General features: G+C 68.0%; 15 protein-coding genes and 1 riboswitch. Of the genes, 10 read left to right on the plus strand and 5 right to left on the minus strand.

Annotation, left to right across the window (positions count from 1 at the left end):
* Nucleotides 1–491 precede the first annotated feature (491 nt).
* From JK358_RS18435 to JK358_RS18450, 4 genes are all read right to left on the minus strand, one after another.
* Nucleotides 492–998 carry a hypothetical protein gene (locus tag JK358_RS18435; protein ID WP_201948978.1) on the minus strand — a complete coding sequence of 169 codons (507 nt, stop codon included), beginning with the start codon at nucleotides 996–998 and terminating at the stop codon, nucleotides 492–494.
* 101 nt (nucleotides 999–1099) lie between these two features.
* A complete protein-coding gene (locus JK358_RS18440; RefSeq protein ID WP_201948979.1) occupies nucleotides 1100–2068 on the minus strand; it encodes an alpha/beta hydrolase in 969 nt (322 codons plus the stop codon).
* Between the two features lie 493 nt (nucleotides 2069–2561).
* The gene (locus JK358_RS18445) at nucleotides 2562–3530 is read right to left on the minus strand and encodes a 50S ribosomal protein L11 methyltransferase (protein WP_201948980.1); all 969 of its coding nucleotides are present in this window, start codon (nucleotides 3528–3530) and stop codon (nucleotides 2562–2564) included.
* A gap of 12 nt (nucleotides 3531–3542) precedes the next feature.
* Entirely contained in the window at nucleotides 3543–5132 is a 1590-nt protein-coding gene (locus JK358_RS18450; protein ID WP_201948981.1) for an amidohydrolase, read from the minus strand.
* Nucleotides 5133–5545: 413 nt separating this feature from the next.
* Here JK358_RS18450 and JK358_RS18455 point away from each other — a divergent pair, with 413 nt between their 5' ends.
* Nucleotides 5546–5851 (plus strand): hypothetical protein, encoded by a 306-nt coding sequence (locus tag JK358_RS18455; RefSeq protein ID WP_201948982.1) that lies wholly within the window; start codon nucleotides 5546–5548, stop codon nucleotides 5849–5851.
* A 325-nt stretch (nucleotides 5852–6176) separates the two neighbouring features.
* Here JK358_RS18455 and JK358_RS18460 read toward each other — a convergent pair whose 3' ends face one another.
* A complete protein-coding gene (locus tag JK358_RS18460) occupies nucleotides 6177–6575 on the minus strand; it encodes a DUF4189 domain-containing protein (protein WP_201948983.1) in 399 nt (132 codons plus the stop codon).
* 349 nt (nucleotides 6576–6924) lie between these two features.
* On the opposite strand from JK358_RS18460, the gene JK358_RS18465 reads away from it, so the two are divergent.
* From JK358_RS18465 to JK358_RS18505, 9 genes are all read left to right on the plus strand, one after another.
* A complete protein-coding gene (locus JK358_RS18465) occupies nucleotides 6925–8979 on the plus strand; it encodes an AMP-binding protein (RefSeq protein ID WP_232851532.1) in 2055 nt (684 codons plus the stop codon).
* Nucleotides 8980–9036: 57 nt separating this feature from the next.
* Nucleotides 9037–9231: riboswitch (cobalamin riboswitch) on the plus strand.
* Nucleotides 9232–9260: 29 nt separating this feature from the next.
* Nucleotides 9261–10298, plus strand: a complete 1038-nt coding sequence (locus JK358_RS18470; protein WP_201948984.1) for an ABC transporter substrate-binding protein — start codon at nucleotides 9261–9263, stop codon at nucleotides 10296–10298.
* Complete coding sequence (locus tag JK358_RS18475; protein WP_201948985.1) at nucleotides 10295–11293, plus strand: FecCD family ABC transporter permease; 999 nt, start codon at nucleotides 10295–10297, stop codon at nucleotides 11291–11293. The genes JK358_RS18470 and JK358_RS18475 overlap by 4 nt, the downstream gene beginning before the upstream one ends.
* An 86-nt stretch (nucleotides 11294–11379) precedes the next feature.
* Nucleotides 11380–12507, plus strand: coding sequence for a FecCD family ABC transporter permease (locus JK358_RS18480; RefSeq protein WP_232851533.1), 1128 nt, complete (start codon nucleotides 11380–11382; stop codon nucleotides 12505–12507).
* On the plus strand, nucleotides 12504–13292 hold the full coding sequence (locus tag JK358_RS18485) for an ABC transporter ATP-binding protein (RefSeq protein ID WP_201948986.1): 789 nt from the start codon (nucleotides 12504–12506) through the stop codon (nucleotides 13290–13292). Before JK358_RS18480 ends, JK358_RS18485 begins: the two co-directional genes overlap by 4 nt.
* A complete protein-coding gene (locus tag JK358_RS18490) occupies nucleotides 13289–13927 on the plus strand; it encodes a (2Fe-2S) ferredoxin domain-containing protein (RefSeq protein WP_201948987.1) in 639 nt (212 codons plus the stop codon). The genes JK358_RS18485 and JK358_RS18490 overlap by 4 nt, the downstream gene beginning before the upstream one ends.
* A 126-nt stretch (nucleotides 13928–14053) precedes the next feature.
* On the plus strand, nucleotides 14054–14266 hold the full coding sequence (locus JK358_RS18495) for a hypothetical protein (RefSeq protein WP_201948988.1): 213 nt from the start codon (nucleotides 14054–14056) through the stop codon (nucleotides 14264–14266).
* Nucleotides 14267–14353: 87 nt separating this feature from the next.
* On the plus strand, nucleotides 14354–14944 hold the full coding sequence (locus tag JK358_RS18500) for a TetR/AcrR family transcriptional regulator (protein ID WP_201948989.1): 591 nt from the start codon (nucleotides 14354–14356) through the stop codon (nucleotides 14942–14944).
* Complete coding sequence (locus JK358_RS18505; RefSeq protein WP_201948990.1) at nucleotides 14941–15819, plus strand: alpha/beta fold hydrolase; 879 nt, start codon at nucleotides 14941–14943, stop codon at nucleotides 15817–15819. Before JK358_RS18500 ends, JK358_RS18505 begins: the two co-directional genes overlap by 4 nt.
* The last annotated feature ends 5 nt before the right edge of the window (nucleotides 15820–15824 follow it).

Raw genomic sequence — 15824 nt, forward strand, 5'->3', positions numbered from 1 at the left:
GCTGCCGATGAGGTCACCAAAACGGGGAACCAGTCGGGCTGAGCATCTGGTTCAGTTCGTCATCGGACAACGTGCCACCTTGCCCAAGTCCCACCCAGGCATATGCGCCCTTGAGGACCCGTATTGGCGTGTCGAAGGCTTCGCGCCAGTAAACGAAAACCCGGAAGAGCGTCGTGTTCCCAAGCTCCTGTATCAACCAGGTAGCTATCTCGGCCGATGTATCTCCCCGTCGGGCTCGTGACCGTAGCTCGTCGACGATGGCTTCGCTGAGGCCCGATCTCACAATCAACCTCCTCAGTCCCGACGACGATCCTGTCCCAATCATTGGTCAGCGTATCCGGACGCTTGACGTGCAGAACATCCGCTACTAGCCGCATACCGCGCTGACCGGAACGGTCACGCCGCTGCGGCCGGGCACCGGAACGACTGAGCCTCATCCGGATTCAGGGCGGTGGCTGTCGTTGTCCCCAACGGGTGACAGCTCGTACGGCCTAATCCTCCTGGTAGTCACTCTCCTCACGTCCGTCCCGGGTCGTGATGGTGACGAGCGGTCGTTCACCTCGCTGCGCACGGACCAACGCCAGTACCAGACCGTCGTCACCGATCGCGGGATTGCGGGATTCGAGCGTCGTCGATACGCGCACCGAGACCGCATCCAATGCCGCAGTCCCGACGACCGCGTACCACACGAAAGCGCTGTCGACGCTGCTACGGATATCTGCCGACTGTTTTGCCAACGGCATGGTGGGAAAGTTGGTTGCCAGTCGTGGTTGGGTAGGAATCTTCTCGCCGATGATCAGAGTCGGTGCGAGCCATCGGTCAGCCTCACGCAGAATGACGACGACGTAGCGCCAGCGGACGGTGTGAACGACCACCGCGACTGCACCGTCTTCCTCCCGGATGACAGAGCCCACCAGCCGGGCTCTCCCGTCGTTCTCCGGCATGACGGAGAGCGCGGCCGCGACGGCCGGATGCATCTCACGGCCTCGTTCATCCATGGGGTCAGCATCGCAAACCGAAGTCCCAAATGAGCTCCCGCGCCGACGGCCGAACGCGGAGCGCGCCGGTGTCAGCGCGGCCCTCACGGCCTGAGCTGAATTCAGTCCAGGGTGTCGATCCATTCGGTCATGGTGGTGACGTAGCGCTTCGCGTCGGCGGAATGCATGCTGTGCGCTGCATCGGGCAGCGATACATAGGTGACCGGCTGGCCCGCGGATTCGATGAGGTGACACACGTTCTGGGCTTGCAGGTCGGTGATCGCACCGAACAAGCGGCCGGTGTCAGGATCGGTCTGCCGCCCGTGATGGGTGAACAACACCGGCACCCGGACCTGCGCGAGCATCGCCGCGTGATCACAACCGGCGTTGGCGGAGTCGTCGGCCCAGGCGCCCGCCCACTCGGGGTCGTATTCCCCCATGTTCTGCGGCGGCCGCGGCACGGCATCGCCGGTGTCGCGCTTGCCGAACATGAAACTCATACCGGCGACCATGTCGGCGGGCAATTCGGTTGGCATGGCCTTCATCAGCCCGGCGTAGTCGCCGATCGACCATTGATTGCCCAGCCACTTGTGCCGCGCGGCCAGCAACGGCGCGATCGCCAGATACGAGCCCGGTCCGAATGCCGGTGCCGCTTGCGCGGTGAACAACGGCGCGTCTTCGAGGATCACTCCGCGCAGCTGTCCGGGCTTGGCGTAGGCCGCCAGCCACGCGGTGAACACGCCACCGGCGGAGTTGCCCGCGACCAGGGTGGGGCGGCCGATGACCAGGTCGATGAACCGCACCAGATCATTGCCGACGTTGTCGATGGTGTAGCGGCCCGGGGTCCAGCTGGACCGGCCGTGCCCGCGCACGTCGACGGCGTAGACCTGGAAGTTCGGGGATAGCAGCGAGATGGCGTCCTCGTAGGTCCACCAGGAGTCGCCATTGCCGGGGATCAGCAGCAGTGCTGGTTTCTGCGGGTCGCCCTCGACGACGTAGTTCATGCGGACCTCGCCAAGGTCGACGAGTGGCTCGGGGTAGGCGTGCGGCACGAAGGTATCCGAGCGGTCCGCGGCTTCGAAGGATCTCATGGTTGTCGGTCCTCTCGCTGATCGAGCAGTGGATGCTGAACGAGCCGACCAAACCGATGACGAGCGGAAACGCAGCCATTTTCTCGCATCGGCGGTCGACAACCACGCTAGGAAACAGCTAGAACAGTTACTGTCCTAGCTGATAGGTGAGACGGAGCTCGCAGGACCGACATCGTCGCCAGGTCATTCCGATTGACCGCTCGGTCAGGGAAGGCCGCAGCACCCGCTGGCGAACGCACGATTCTGCCGCGACCCGCGCGTTCGGAACCGACCGCGGGCTCCGCCGGCGAACACACATCCTCGAAGTGCTGTTCGACCTGCTCGATCGATTCCTTGCAGAACGTGAAACCGTCAGCAGAGTATCCGCTTCCAGCCGCAACCCGGGCGGTTCGAAGCAGCGCTTACCGCGGATGGCAGGCCGAGGCGGGCCCGGCCTGCCAAGGCATCGATCTACTGAGCCTGACCTGCGGAATTCGGCTCCGGCAGTGGAGTCCTATTGGGCGAGGGTTGGAGTGCTCGAAACGCTGTCCGGGTGCGGTGCCGGTGGTGTCGCCCATGCCGCTGATCGGAGGCGGATATCGAGGGTGAGTTTGTCTCCGTCGCTGTGGGCCGACAGGTCGACGGTGTCTCCTGGCTGCACGGGGTAGGCGGGTCGCCGGGTTTGGAGTGCCTGATGCCAGTGGCTGGGTTGGCCGGGCGGATTGCCGAGACGGGCACTGCCCGTGTCGAATTCGAGTTCGAACCATAGCGCGGCGCCGTGCAGGACACCGGCGTCGGTGATGGTGGTGGCGCGGTCGAGGCTGAGTGTGGGCTGGGGTGTGTCGAAGTCGATGCAGGCCAGCGCGACGGGCATTGCGAGGGGGCGCCAGGTGTGCTGGGTGCGGCGGGCGGGGAAATAGCCTGCGGTCGACAGGTCGTTGAAGGCGCTGAGGTCGAATCCCAGGGCCGATTCGACGTGGTTGAGGCCCCACAGGCTGTCGGATTCGAGGAGCTGGCAATACAGAGTGCCGCGCGCGGGGATGGTTTTCGCACCGGGTTTCAGCAGTCCGGCCGCGTGGGCGAAGGTGTGCAACGCGCCTTCGCCCAGGAGGCCGCAGTCGAAGACTTCGGCGATCAGGACATCGACGGGCCGGGGCAGGTCGTGGCCGATCCGCAGGTCGGTGGAGAGCTTGCCGAGCACGGTGATTCGATCGCTCACACCGTTGTCCGCGATCACGCGTCGGGCCATTTCCGCGACCACGGGGTGGGCTTCGCAGGTGATCACTTGCGCGCCGGCCGCAGCGGCCATCATCGCGGTCAGCCCGGCGCCGGTGCCGATGTCGAGCACGAGATCGCCTGGGCGGACCGCGGATTGGATGGCCTGGTGGAAGACGAGGTTGCGGATCGTGTCGTTGAGCATGTCGAAATGCCAATGCGGGATGGTCGATTGAGCGGTGACGAGAGCGGGGGACGTGCTGGTCATGCCAGTTCCTCCTCAGCTGTCGCGCGACCAGACTCTCCGGCCGCCGATCCAGGTTTGGGTTACCGCGAGATCTGCCAACGTGGTGAGCGGAGTGTGGAGCGGATCCGATTCCAGCACAGCGAAATCGGCATACATCCCCGGCCGAATGGCACCGACGTCCTGCTGTCGGCCGAGAACTTCGGCGCCGTGGCGGGTGTGGGCGGCCAGTCCGGCAGCCACATCCAGGCGCATGTCCGGATCGCCGAGAGTCGCGCCGCCGATGGTCGTGCGGTGGGCGGCACTGGCGACGGCCAGCATCGGATTCGGCGGGCACACCGGTGCGTCGGACGACAGCGCGTACCCCACACCGGATCCGGCCAGCCATCCCGCCGGGCCGTACCCTTCGCCCTGGTCGCCGACGATGCCCCGTACCCAGTCGCCGGTGAGGTGAACATCCGCCGGTTGCAGCACGCCCCACACGCCGAGTTCCCGCATCCGTCGCAGATGCGAATGCGCAGGCAGGGCAACGTGTTCGATACGGTGGGGCGCGCCGCGCCGGGGGCCGTACACGGTCACCGCGGCGGCGATGGCATCGAGTGCCAGACCGATGGCCGCACCGGATTGGGCGTGGATGGCGACCTGCAGCCCGGCCCGGTGGATCGAGCCGATCAAGGCGGTGAGCTCGTCGGGCGTGTGGTACAGCTGGCCGTGCCGATGCGGGTCGTGTGCGTACCCCTCGGGCAGGTAGCAGGTGCAGCCGCCGAAACATCCGTCCACATAGACCTTGACGCCATTGATCTGCAGCCGGTCGTCGCCGAGCGCGCCACCCAGCCCGAGGGCCAGCATTTCGGGCAGGAACGAGGAGATGATGTAGCCGCTGACGCGCAGCACCAGCCGGCCGGAGTCGCGGGCACGCTGGTAGGTACTCAGCTCTCGGCGCGTCACCTGAGTATCGGCGACACAGGTGACGCCGTGGGACAGGAAGTCGTGCTGCGCGGTGAGCACATTGTCCACCAGGGTGTCGGGGTCGTCGTCGAGGTGGAAGTTGGGGGCGTGCGGGCCGAGCTTCACGCCATCGGCGCCGGTGATCAAATCGCAGGCGGAGTCCCACATCTCGCCATTGGGGCTGCCGTCCGGGAAGCGCCCCAACCGGCCGCCCGGCGGATCCGCGGTATCAGCGGAAACTGAATTGCGCTGCAGCACATAGCTGTTGACCACACCGCCATGTCCGGACACGTTCATCACGTAGACCTCGCGGTCGTCGGCGACCTGGTCGAGCTCCAGACAGGTGGGGTGCCGTCCTTCGGAGAGTCGGCCCGGTTCGTATCCGAAGCCACGCACCGGCGTGTCCGGGGGTTGGCCGGCCGCGGCAGCACGCAGCAGCTTGATCATGGCCGCGATGTCCGGAGCGCGTTGCGGCGAGCAGTCCACCCACGAACACACCTGCCCGTGCATCAGGGGATGACAGTGCGGATCGACGAAACCCGGTGTCAGGCAGGCGCCGTCGAGATCGACCACCTGATCCACACCGCCCAGGACGCGATCGCAGTCCGACCGTGCGCCGACCGCGACGATCCGGTCACCGTGCACGGCGACGGCTTCAGGCGCATCCCCACCTGCCATCGTGTGATCGGCCCACCGGTGAGCAGGACGCTATGGCCGCTCAATCGACCGGATCGTGCCTGCTGTGCCACTTCGAACTCCGTTCGGATTGCGACCAACTGGTTCATCGACCACGCGACAAGGCGAAACAGAACAGGATGAGCCCACACACGAACAGGGCACTACCGCGACCAAGATCATACAATAGCTCGCTGAGCTGCGAACATCGTAGCAAAGCCCTCCGAACTCCATATTGCGGCGTCAAACGTGGCCCTGACCGTTGAACCCATGCCGAGGACCCCTCCCACCACTCGGGCCGACAGCTGCCGCGAACACCCACCCCCTCGGCGTGCCGGAATGGGCGACGGCCCACGAACGCACCACATTGCCACGGAGCCCGCGCATGACGGGAACGCACAATAGCGCCGAAGAGCGTGCGCCCTCGCTCGGCCGTGCACGACCACGTGACACATCGGGTTCGTGGAACAGCAGGCTCGGACGTTGCGGGAGAACAGATTTCATCTCTGCGCATCCCGATCGCCATCCCCGCCCTCGAACTGCCTGCCCCCACCGTCGAGGCTCGCGACGCCCTGCTATCCGCCATTGCCGCCGAGACCCAGGCCATCACCGCCGAGCAGGCCAGCGAGGGCGCCGCGGCATTGGAAACACTCGCCCGCGCCTACACGATGGTGGCGGCTCACGAGATCACCGCCTTCGCCCCGGCGGCCAACGCACGCTAGCCGCTGACCGCTCGGTTGGTCATACAGGGATGCGGCGTTCGGGACGGCGGTCATGCCCGCGGACGATCGAACTGGTCTGTCGATTTCGCGCGACGCGCGCTCGAGTGATGAGCTCGATGCGGCGGTCAGCGGCAAGGATCCGGGGAAGGCGATATCGGGTACGAGCCCTCGACGGACCCGGTACCGGTTTACGCAGAAAATCTGCCGAAACACATGCTGAAGGGGTGCTGGGACCTGTGGTGGACCTCCGACCGCACAAGGGGTGAGGACACGAACCCACACTGAGTACGCGGCCATGATCCACCGCACCTCTTCTCGTGGTTGGTCAGCCGGAGAGGGCGGTGCAGTCGGTGCGCAGCACGGTGGGGTTGGGGTCGCCACCCGCGCTCATCGACACCAGGTCCGGAGGACCGAAGGCGGAGGTGGCGGCGAATTCGGCCTCGCCTCGGGTGAATCCGGTGCCGCCCATCAGGACCCCGTTGCGGAGCGCGATGGACCCGCACCCGTTGCTGAACCGCGCCATGACCGAACAGTTGGCGGATTCGCACAGCGACATGGCCTGGGCATCGGATTCGACCCAACTGGGGTAGTTCAGGGCCCAGATGACGTCTACATCGTCACCGATGATTTCGGCCGCCAGGGACCCGTAGTACCGGCCGTCGGGACCGGCCTCGGCGGCCGCGATGCCGGGGGTGCCCACGGCGACCGCCGCCAGAGCGCACATTCCGAATACTTTGCGTGACAGCGACATCAGCGTCTTCTCCCGTGCAGGGATCCGGTCTCGGGGCTCGAGTGTCCGTGTGGACCAGGATCTGGGCCGACAATGCCGATACATCGAAAGCATGCGACCGCGTGGCTCGGAGCCCGCCGCGACGACCGCGACCAAGATCATTACGCCGTTGCGGGATTCTACGCCGTTCTGCGATCCGCCGCTCGGACACCGCAGACGTCACTTCTTATCAAACGTCCAGTTCAGCAGGCGCCTTCGTCCGTCTGAGACAATTATTGCTTTTGTTGCGGGTTCGTGTCACTCTTCCCCGACACGATCCGCCACACGAAAGACAGCCTGCGCCTTGACCTCCGACATCATCGATGTGAGTACCCATGTTCCCGGAGCCCGCGAAGAGCTCTGGGAGCTGCTCACGAATCCGCTGCGATGGTCGCGATTCTTCTCCGGCGTCGGGACGGCGGCGCGGAGCACCGAGTATGGCGGCGGACCGCGATACACCATCGCGGTGGGCGGGCACGGGGTACCGGTACGGCAGATCCGGTTCGGGCTCAAGGTGATTCGCGTGGGGTCCGGGTTCCGCATCGATGGGCTCGACGCCAACTGGTTCCTGTCCGTGCGGCTGTGGGACGACCCGCGGGCGGGCCGGACGCAGATCGGCGTCACGGTGTTCGATCTCGGTCTGGCGCATCCGGGCCTGGCCCGGCTCGCCGATATCGCGGTGAGCGCGTGGCTGCGGTCGGGCGTCACGCGCATGGCGGACTACCTGTCCGGGACACCCACCGCGACGGTGCTGAACTCCGGTACCCTGCGCTCGGTTCCGCTGAGCGTGGCGCGAACGGTCACCGCGACCAAGGTGGTGAACCCGTTCGTGCGCCCGGATCGGAGCCTGCGACAGCTGGCCGCGCTGGCCCGCTGGGGGTTCACGCTCCAGGGTGGATACGCTGCCGCACAGGCACATTCGCCGGACGGGATCGCCGTCATCGACGACACCGGCAGCCACGACTTCAGCCGGATCCACCTGCGGTCGAGCTGGATGGCCGAGGGTTTGGCTCGCCTGGGCGTCCCGGCGGGCGCGGTGGTCGGCCTGCTGGCCCGCAACCACGCCGGCATGGTCGAGATCATGGCCGCCTGCGGGAAACTCGGCGTCGACACGGTACTGCTCAACACCGGTCTCGGCGCCCGCCAGATCGAGGAGATCGCGCAGCACAATCGCCTGTCCGCACTGTTCCTCGACGATGAATTCGACAGCATCGCACGACATCTGCCCGCCGACACGGTGCGCATCGCCACCGGATCCGAGAGCGCGGTGCCGGACCGGATCACGGTCGCGGACCTGCTGCGCGATGTCGGCCGCGGTTTCCCCCGCCCGCCCCGGCCGGGCAAGCAGATCGTGCTCACCGCCGGCACCACGGGTGCGCCCAAGGTCGCGGTGCGCCCGGACCCCAAGGGATTCGGCACCGTGGCCGCCATGCTGTCGCGCCTGCCGCTGCGCATGGGCGAACGCATGCTCATCGCCTCCCCGCTGTTCCACAGCTGGGGTCTGGGCCTGTTACAGATCAGCACCCCGCTGCGCGCCACCGTGGTGCTGCAGGCCCGCTTCGATCCGGAATCCTGTCTGCGCGCCATCGCCGAACACCGGTGCACCGCGCTGATGGCCGTGCCCGTCATGCTGCAGCGGCTGCTGGAGGTGCCGCCCGAGGTGCGCGCCCGCTACGACACCTCCTCGCTGCGCGTCATCGCCAGCAGCGGGTCGCCGCTGATCGGCTCACTGGCGAACGACATCATGGACGCCTTCGGGGATGTGCTCTACAACTTCTACGGTTCGACCGAGGTGTCGTGGGCGACCGTGGCCGGACCCGCCGACCTGCGGCTGGCCCCCGACACCGCGGGCCGTCCCGACCTCGGCACCGCCATCGCCATCGTCGGCGAATCCGGCACGGTGGTGCCGGTCGGCGCGACCGGGCGGGTGTTCGTCGGCAACGGCATGCTCTTCGACGGCTACCTCAATGCCGCCGACCCGCGCCGGCACGAAGGTCTCATGGACACCGGCGATCTCGGCTACCTCGATGCCGACGGCCGGCTGTTCGTCCGCGGCCGCGGCGACGAGATGATCATCTCCGGTGGCGAGAAGGTCTTCCCGCTCGCGGTCGAGGATGCGCTCGCCCGGCTCCCGCACATTCGCGAGGTCGCCGTGATCGGCGTCCCGGACCGCGATTTCGGGCAGCGGCTGGCCGCCTTCGTCGTCCCGCGCGCGGGCGTCGACCTGGACGCCGAACTGCTGCGCCGCTACATCCGCTCCCGGCTCAGCCGATTCGCCGTGCCGCGCGACATCACCTTCCTGAATGCGCTGCCGCGCAACACGACCGGCAAAATCCTCAAGCGCACGCTCACATCGTGAGATCCGCTTCCCACCGTCACCGATGAAGGTGGCGAACCCGCCCGCGCCCGTGTCCTGATACATTCCCCGGGCCGTGGTGTTCGGGAAACCGGTGTGGAACCGGTGCGGCCCTCGCCACTGTGATCGGGAGCGACGCGTCGTTCCGGACGAGCCCGCTCGTCCGGAGCCACTGGGGCACTTGGGCCCTGGGAAGGTAGGCGCGCCGCGCGGCATCCCGTCAGCCAGGAGACCGGCCACGGCGACGAAGTACCCGTTCCACGAGGACCTGGAAGGCGGTCACAGTGACCACGTCTGTTTCGGCGCGCCTGCGTATCGGCGCGCTGGTCGCCTGTGCGATCGCACTGGCGGGATGCGGCGGCAAGCCCGGCGCCGCGGCCGACGGCGACAATGCCGTCGCGCGCACCAACTGCGGGATCGACATCAGTGTCGGCGCGCCACCGCAGCGGATCTACGCCGCGTATCAGCCGTCCATCGAGATCGCGCACGCGCTGGGCGTGACCGATCGGCTGGTGGGCACCGCCTTCCTGGATTCGGCCGTGCTGCCCGAATACCAGGATGCCCAGGCCCGCTCGAAGTTCGTCGAGAAGTTGCCCAGCCGCGACGAATTGCTCGCGCAGAACCCGGATTTCGTGCTGTCCGGCTTCAACGGGGTGTTCGCCACCTCGGCGCAGAACAGCGTCGGAACCCGCGCCAGCCTGCATGGGCTCGGGGTGCGCACCTGGGTGCTGAGCCCGCTGTGCCCCAGCGCGGACGGGCTCGCCGACGAGGCGATCGACCCGGCCGCCGTGCGATTCGACAATGTGTACGCCGATCTGCGGGATCTCGGGGCGCTGTGGGGTGTCGGCGATCGGGCCGAGCAGGTGGTGACCGATCTGCGCACGCGTATCGAGACGGTGCGCACCACCGTCAAGGATGCGCGGCGGCCCCGCGTCGCGGTCGTAACCCCCAAGGACGACGGGTCTTTCACCGTCGCGGGCGGGCTCGACTTCGTCACCCAGATCATCGACGCCGCGGGTGGCGTGAACGCCTTCGCCGATCGCACCGAGCGCCGCAATGTGCAGATCGGCGCGGAGGAACTCATCGCGCGCGACCCCGACATCATTCTGACCAGCCTGTGCTGCAAGGCCACCTACGTGCGCACCGACGCACAGCCACAGGTCGACAAGCTCACCGGTAATCCGGCCTTCGCCAATCTGACGGCGGTGCGCAAGCAGGCCGTGTATCCGTTCCTGTTCGCCGATCGGGCGGCCGGGGTGCGGATCGCGCATGCCACCGAAACCGTTGCCGGACTGATCCATCCGGATCTGTTCCGGCGGTGAGCACCACCGTTCGCGGCACCGGCCTGCTCGTGGCCGGCGCCGCGCTCGCCGGTGTCTGCCTCGTCTCGATTCTGGTCGGCAGCCATCCGCTGACCTTCGATCAAGCGGTGTCGGCGTTCACCGATTTCCAGGGCACCGACACCGATCGGATCGTGCGCTATATCCGGTTGCCGCGCACCGTCGCCGGGCTGCTGGCGGGTATCGCGCTCGCGGTGGCGGGCGCGGTCATGCAGGGCCTGACCCGGAATCCGCTGGCCGGGCCGGGGCTGCTGGGCATCAATGCTGGTGCTTCCCTTGCCATCGTGATCGCCATGGGCGGTCTCGGGGTGACGGCGGCGGCCGGATTCGTGTGGTTCGCCTTCCTGGGGGCGGCGGTCGCGGCGGGCTTCGTCTACACGCTGGGTTCGCTCGGATTCGGCGGCGCCACACCGGTGAAGCTGGCGCTGGCGGGGGCCGCGTTCACGGCGCTGTGCGGATCCGTCACCACCGCCATCACCCTGCTGGACCGGACCACCTTCGACAACTTCCGCTTCTGGGTGGTCGGCTCGCTGACCCGCGCGAGCCTCGAATCCATCGGGGCCGTCACGCCTTTCATCGTGTTCGGCACGATACTGGCCGTCGCGGTGGCCCGCACGCTCAACGCCCTGGCCATGGGCGAGGACATGGCGCGCACCCTCGGCACCCGGCTGGTCGCCGTACGGGCCGGTGGCGCACTGGCCGTCGTGCTGCTGGCGGGCGCGGCGGTCGCGGTCGCGGGACCGATCGCGTTCGTCGGGCTGGTCGTTCCGCATATCGCGCGGGCGCTCACCGGACAGGACTATCGCTGGATTCTGGCCTGGTGCGCGGTACTCGGGCCGGCGCTGCTGCTGCTCGCCGATGTGCTCGGCCGAATCGTGGCGCAGCCGCAGGAGATTCAGGTCGGCATCGTCACCGCGTTCGCGGGGTCGCCGTTCTTCCTCTATCTGGTCCGCAACCGGAAGGTGGCGACGCTGTGACCCCGATGCGGCCGAAAACCGTTCCGGCGGCCCGTTCCCGGACCCCCGCACCGGCTGCTACTCGACGAACGGCCGCGACCACGGGCATGACCACGGCTGAGGCTGAGGCCAAGGCCACGGCCAAGGCCAAGGCCACGGCCACAGATAAGGCTACGACTACGACGAGTGTGCTCCCGCGCGGCACCGTCCTGCTGCGCACTCCGCAGTGGCACATGGTTTTTCGCGTTCACCTACGCTCTGCGCTGATCACCGGGCTGCTGGCGGCCGCCGCGCTGGCGGTGGCGGCGTGGTCGCTCACCGTCGGGCACTTCCCGCTGACGGTCGGCGATGTGCTGCGGGTGCTCGCCGGCGGCGGGACGCTCATCGAATACGACGTGGTCGTCTCCGATCGGCTGCCGCGCGTGCTCACCGGGCTCTGTGCCGGTGCGGCTTTCGCGATTTCGGGTGCGGTGCTGCAGCGGATCGCGACGAATCCGCTGGTGAGCCCGGAGATCATCGGTATCAACTCCGGTGCGTCGCTGGGCGCGCTGGCGGTCAGCGTCTGGTTCGGCGGGACCGGGCTCCTCCTGGTCGGCGGTGCGCTGGCCGGATCCCTGCTGGCCATGGTGCTGATCGTGCTGGTGGCCACCAAGAACGGGCTGGACGGCTACCGGCTCGTCCTGGTCGGGATCGGCGTGACGGCCATGCTGTCGTCGGGGATCTCCTTCATTCTCACCCGGGCCAATATCTATCAGGCGCATACGGCGGCCATGTGGCTCACCGGCAGCCTGGCCAACCGGAACTGGATGCACGTCGGGTTCGCCGCGGCGGCGGTGGCTGTCGTGGTCCCGCCGCTGATCGTGTTCGCTCGTTCGCTCGCGCTGCTCGAACTCGGTGACGAACTCGCGAATTCGCTTGCCGGACAGCGTGGCCCGCACCGGACCGGGCTCATCGTGCTGGCCTCGGCCGCCGCGGCGCTGGCCACCGCCGCCGCCGGGCCGATCGCCTTCGTCGCCCTGGTCGCCCCGCAGATCGCGCGGCGACTGCTCGCCGAACGCGGCTCGGCGCTCGCGCCCGCGGCCGCCGCGGGCGCGCTGCTGGTGGTGTGCGCCGATCGGGCCGCCCGCCGGTTGTTCCCCGCCGAACTGCCGGTCGGGGTCGTGACCGCGATCCTGGGCGCACCCGTTCTCGTCTATCTCCTCGCCCGCGCCACCCGAATCGGACACGCTGGATGACCGCACATCTCACCACCACCGACCTCACCCTCGCCTACGGCGACACCCCGGTCGTCGCCGACGCCACCGTCGATTTCCCGCCCGGGCGGTTCACGGTGATCGTGGGCCGCAACGGCTGCGGCAAATCGACGCTGCTGCGCGGCCTCGCGCGGCTGACCCGGCCCGCGTCGGGCGCTGTTCTGCTCGACGGCGCGGATATCGCGCACCATCCGGCCCGCGCGCTGGCGCAGCGGCTCGGGATGCTGCCGCAGCAGCCGACCGCACCGGACGGCATCACCGTCGCCGAACTGGTCGCGCGCGGACGGCACCCGCATCAGCGCTGGTTCCGGCAGTGGTCCGCCGACGACGAAACCGCTGTGCGGCAGGCGATGTCGGCCACCGACATCACGCATCTGGCCGAACGCACCATCGACGAACTGTCCGGCGGGCAGAAGCAGCGGGTGTGGATCGCGCTGGCCATCGCGCAGGATCCGGAGGTGATGCTGCTCGACGAGCCCACCACCTTCCTGGATCTGGCCCATCAGCTCGACGTGCTGGATCTCCTGCGAAACCTGTTGCCCCGCACCATTGTCGCGGTGCTGCACGATCTCAACCTGGCCGCCCGCTACGCCGACCACCTGATCGCGCTGCGCGACGGCCGGGTCGTCGCGCAGGGTGCGCCCGCCGATATCGTGCGGCCCGAATTGGTGGCCGAGGTGTTCGACCTGGACTGCACCATCATTCCCGATCCGCTGACCGGCACGCCGCTGGTCGTGCCCGCGCCCCGAACGGTGTCCACGTCATGACCCGTCGTCACATCCTCGTCGCCCGGCCCACGCCCTCCGGGGTCGACATCGCCTCCGTCGAGCGGCTGGCGCGGTCCTGCGGAATCGGTTACGCCCTGCTGGATCAGGACGAGCCGACCATTCACGACGCGCTCGACGATGCCGCACGCACCGATCAGCCGGTCACCCTCATTCCGCTGGCCGTGCCCCGCGACCGCTACCTGGATACCTGGATCGCGCGGGCGGTGGCGAATTGGAAGGAGTCCCGGGACCGCGAGCTCGATATCCGGATCACCGAAAGTATCGATACGGCAGGCGGATTCACCGATCTCATCCGCACCCGCATGGCCGACGAGGGCGCTCCGGTCACCGCGAGCCCGCGCGCGTTCCGCAGCCCCGCGTGGTCCGAGATCCCGGAGCATACCGCGCACATCCTGGTCTGCCGTGGTCCGCGCTGCACCGTCTACGGCGCCGCCGCACTGCATCGGGAGTTGCGTCGCGAGCACCCCGACGCCCTGATCACCCCCACCGGCTGCCTCACGCCCTGCAATCTGGGCCCGCTCTACATCACCTATCCGGACGGTCGCTGGCACAGCCCGTCGGAGGAGTTGGACAACTCTCAGCAAATTCCGTGTACGCCCGCCGGAGGGTTATGACATTCCGTGCCAATCTTCGCGCACACTGAGGGCTACCAAGGATTCGGCACCGATCCCGATGGATACTGCGGAGCACCCAGCGAGGTCGGCGACCAGACCCCAGGATGATGACGGAGGGTGATCGCGATGAGAACCGATGCGCAGCGCCTGCTCGACGAGATCCTGACCCACTACGGAAGTATCGACGACTTCCTCGCCCAGCTCGAGCGCGAACTCGGCGCTCCGACCATGCCGTTGCCGCGCATCGACGACCCCGCGGCATCACCATGGTCCGACCCCACCGGATGGCCGATCAAACCGGTCCCCACCAATACGCCCGGGCGGCACGCGCGCTACTGACCAGGCACAACAGTGCAGTGATCAGACCCGCCATTGTTTCCTAATATCACTAGGTTGTAACCTACTGATATTAGGAAAGGAGGTGGGATGTCACCCCGTGCCGGATTGACCCCCGACCGAATCGCCCGCGCCGCAGCGGAACTCGCCGACGAGATCGGCTTCGACAACCTCACGCTGTCGATCGTGGCGCGCACGTTCGGCGTGAAGGATCCGAGTCTGTACACGCACGTGCGCAATCTGCACGACCTGCGCGTCCGGGTCGCTCTGCTGGCCGGCGCGGAACTGAACGAGCGCATCGGATTCGCGGTCGCCGGACGGTCCGGCAAGGCCGCGCTGTTCGCCTTCGCCGATGCCTACCGCGCGTACGCGCTCGAACATCCGGGCAGGTACTGCGCGACCCAGATGCGCATGGATCCCGCCGAGGTGGCCGACGAACCGGCGCTGCTGCGCGGAATCGAGCTCACCGCCGCACTCCTGCGCGGATACGACCTGGACGACGACGCGGCCACCGACGCGGGCCGCCTGCTGCGCAGCACTTTTCACGGTTTCGCGACGCTGGAGAGCGCGGGCGGCTTCGCACACGCCCGGCCACCGGCCACCAGCTGGCATCACATTCTCGAGGCCCTGCACCTGACGCTGTCGCGGTGGCCGTCGACCATCGAGGAGGAAACACGATGAGATCGCGGACACTGGCGGTCCCCGGCGCGACGCTCTACTACGAGGTGCGCGGCGACGGCCCGCTACTGCTGCTGATTCCGGGCGGAGGCGGCGACGCGGGCGTGTTCGACGGTATGGCCGAGACGCTCGAACAGCATTTCACCGTGGTCTCGTTCGACCCGCGCGGCTACTCCCGCAGCACCCTCGACCACGGCCCCGAAGCCCAGCACGTCGCCGTGCAGAGCGCGGACGTCCACCGGCTGCTCACCCATCTGACCGAGGAACCGGCGCTGGTGTGCGGCACCAGCAGCGGCGCGATCGTCGGCCTCGATCTGCTCGCCCGCCACCCCGGGCAGGTGCGCACCCTGGTGGCGCACGAACCGCCGTGCTTCGCGGTCCTGCCCGACGCCGCCGTCCACCGCGCCATGGTGGAGGAGGTCCTCGCGCTCTTCCACACCGAGGGCGTCGCGGCCGCCGGGGCGCGCTTCGCCGCGGGGATCGGCAATGCCATGAAACCCACACCACCACCGACGGACCTGTCGCCCCGCGCCGCCGAGATGTGGAAACGCCTGGCTGCCAACGGCCCCGTCATGATCGAGTACGAACTGCGCGAATTCACCTCCTACACACCGGATTACGCGGCCCTAGCCGCGGTGTCGGGCCGTCTCGTGCTGGCCGTCGGCCGCGAGACCCGCGGCGCGCTCCCCTACCGACCGGCCGTGGAGATCGGCCGTCGGCTGGGTCTCGGTGTCACCGAATTCCCGGGCGCGCACAATGGAATCCGCACCGAGGCACCGGAATTCGCCCGGCAGCTGATCGGCATCCTGACCAGCGACGTGGCCGCGCCCCTAGCGGCATGCCCGCGCTCCCCTAGCGACGCGCCCGCGCTCCCCTAGCGACG

It is taken from the genome of Nocardia acididurans (assembly GCF_016741815.1).
Classification (GTDB): domain Bacteria; phylum Actinomycetota; class Actinomycetes; order Mycobacteriales; family Mycobacteriaceae; genus Nocardia; species Nocardia acididurans.

Bases quoted from the DNA above. Each gene is read 5' to 3' on its own strand.
- JK358_RS18435 (WP_201948978.1), bottom strand. From the start codon at position 998: ATGGATGAACGAGGCCGTGAGATGCATCCGGCCGTCGCGGCCGCGCTC.
- JK358_RS18440 (WP_201948979.1), bottom strand. From the start codon at position 2,068: ATGAGATCCTTCGAAGCCGCGGACCGCTCGGATACCTTCGTGCCGCAC.
- JK358_RS18445 (WP_201948980.1), bottom strand. From the start codon at position 3,530: ATGACCAGCACGTCCCCCGCTCTCGTCACCGCTCAATCGACCATCCCG.
- JK358_RS18450 (WP_201948981.1), bottom strand. From the start codon at position 5,132: ATGGCAGGTGGGGATGCGCCTGAAGCCGTCGCCGTGCACGGTGACCGG.
- JK358_RS18460 (WP_201948983.1), bottom strand. From the start codon at position 6,575: ATGTGCGCTCTGGCGGCGGTCGCCGTGGGCACCCCCGGCATCGCGGCC.
- JK358_RS18480 (WP_232851533.1), top strand. From the start codon at position 11,380: ATGACCACGGCTGAGGCTGAGGCCAAGGCCACGGCCAAGGCCAAGGCC.
- JK358_RS18485 (WP_201948986.1), top strand. From the start codon at position 12,504: ATGACCGCACATCTCACCACCACCGACCTCACCCTCGCCTACGGCGAC.
- JK358_RS18490 (WP_201948987.1), top strand. From the start codon at position 13,289: ATGACCCGTCGTCACATCCTCGTCGCCCGGCCCACGCCCTCCGGGGTC.
- JK358_RS18495 (WP_201948988.1), top strand. From the start codon at position 14,054: ATGAGAACCGATGCGCAGCGCCTGCTCGACGAGATCCTGACCCACTAC.
- JK358_RS18500 (WP_201948989.1), top strand. From the start codon at position 14,354: ATGTCACCCCGTGCCGGATTGACCCCCGACCGAATCGCCCGCGCCGCA.
- JK358_RS18505 (WP_201948990.1), top strand. From the start codon at position 14,941: ATGAGATCGCGGACACTGGCGGTCCCCGGCGCGACGCTCTACTACGAG.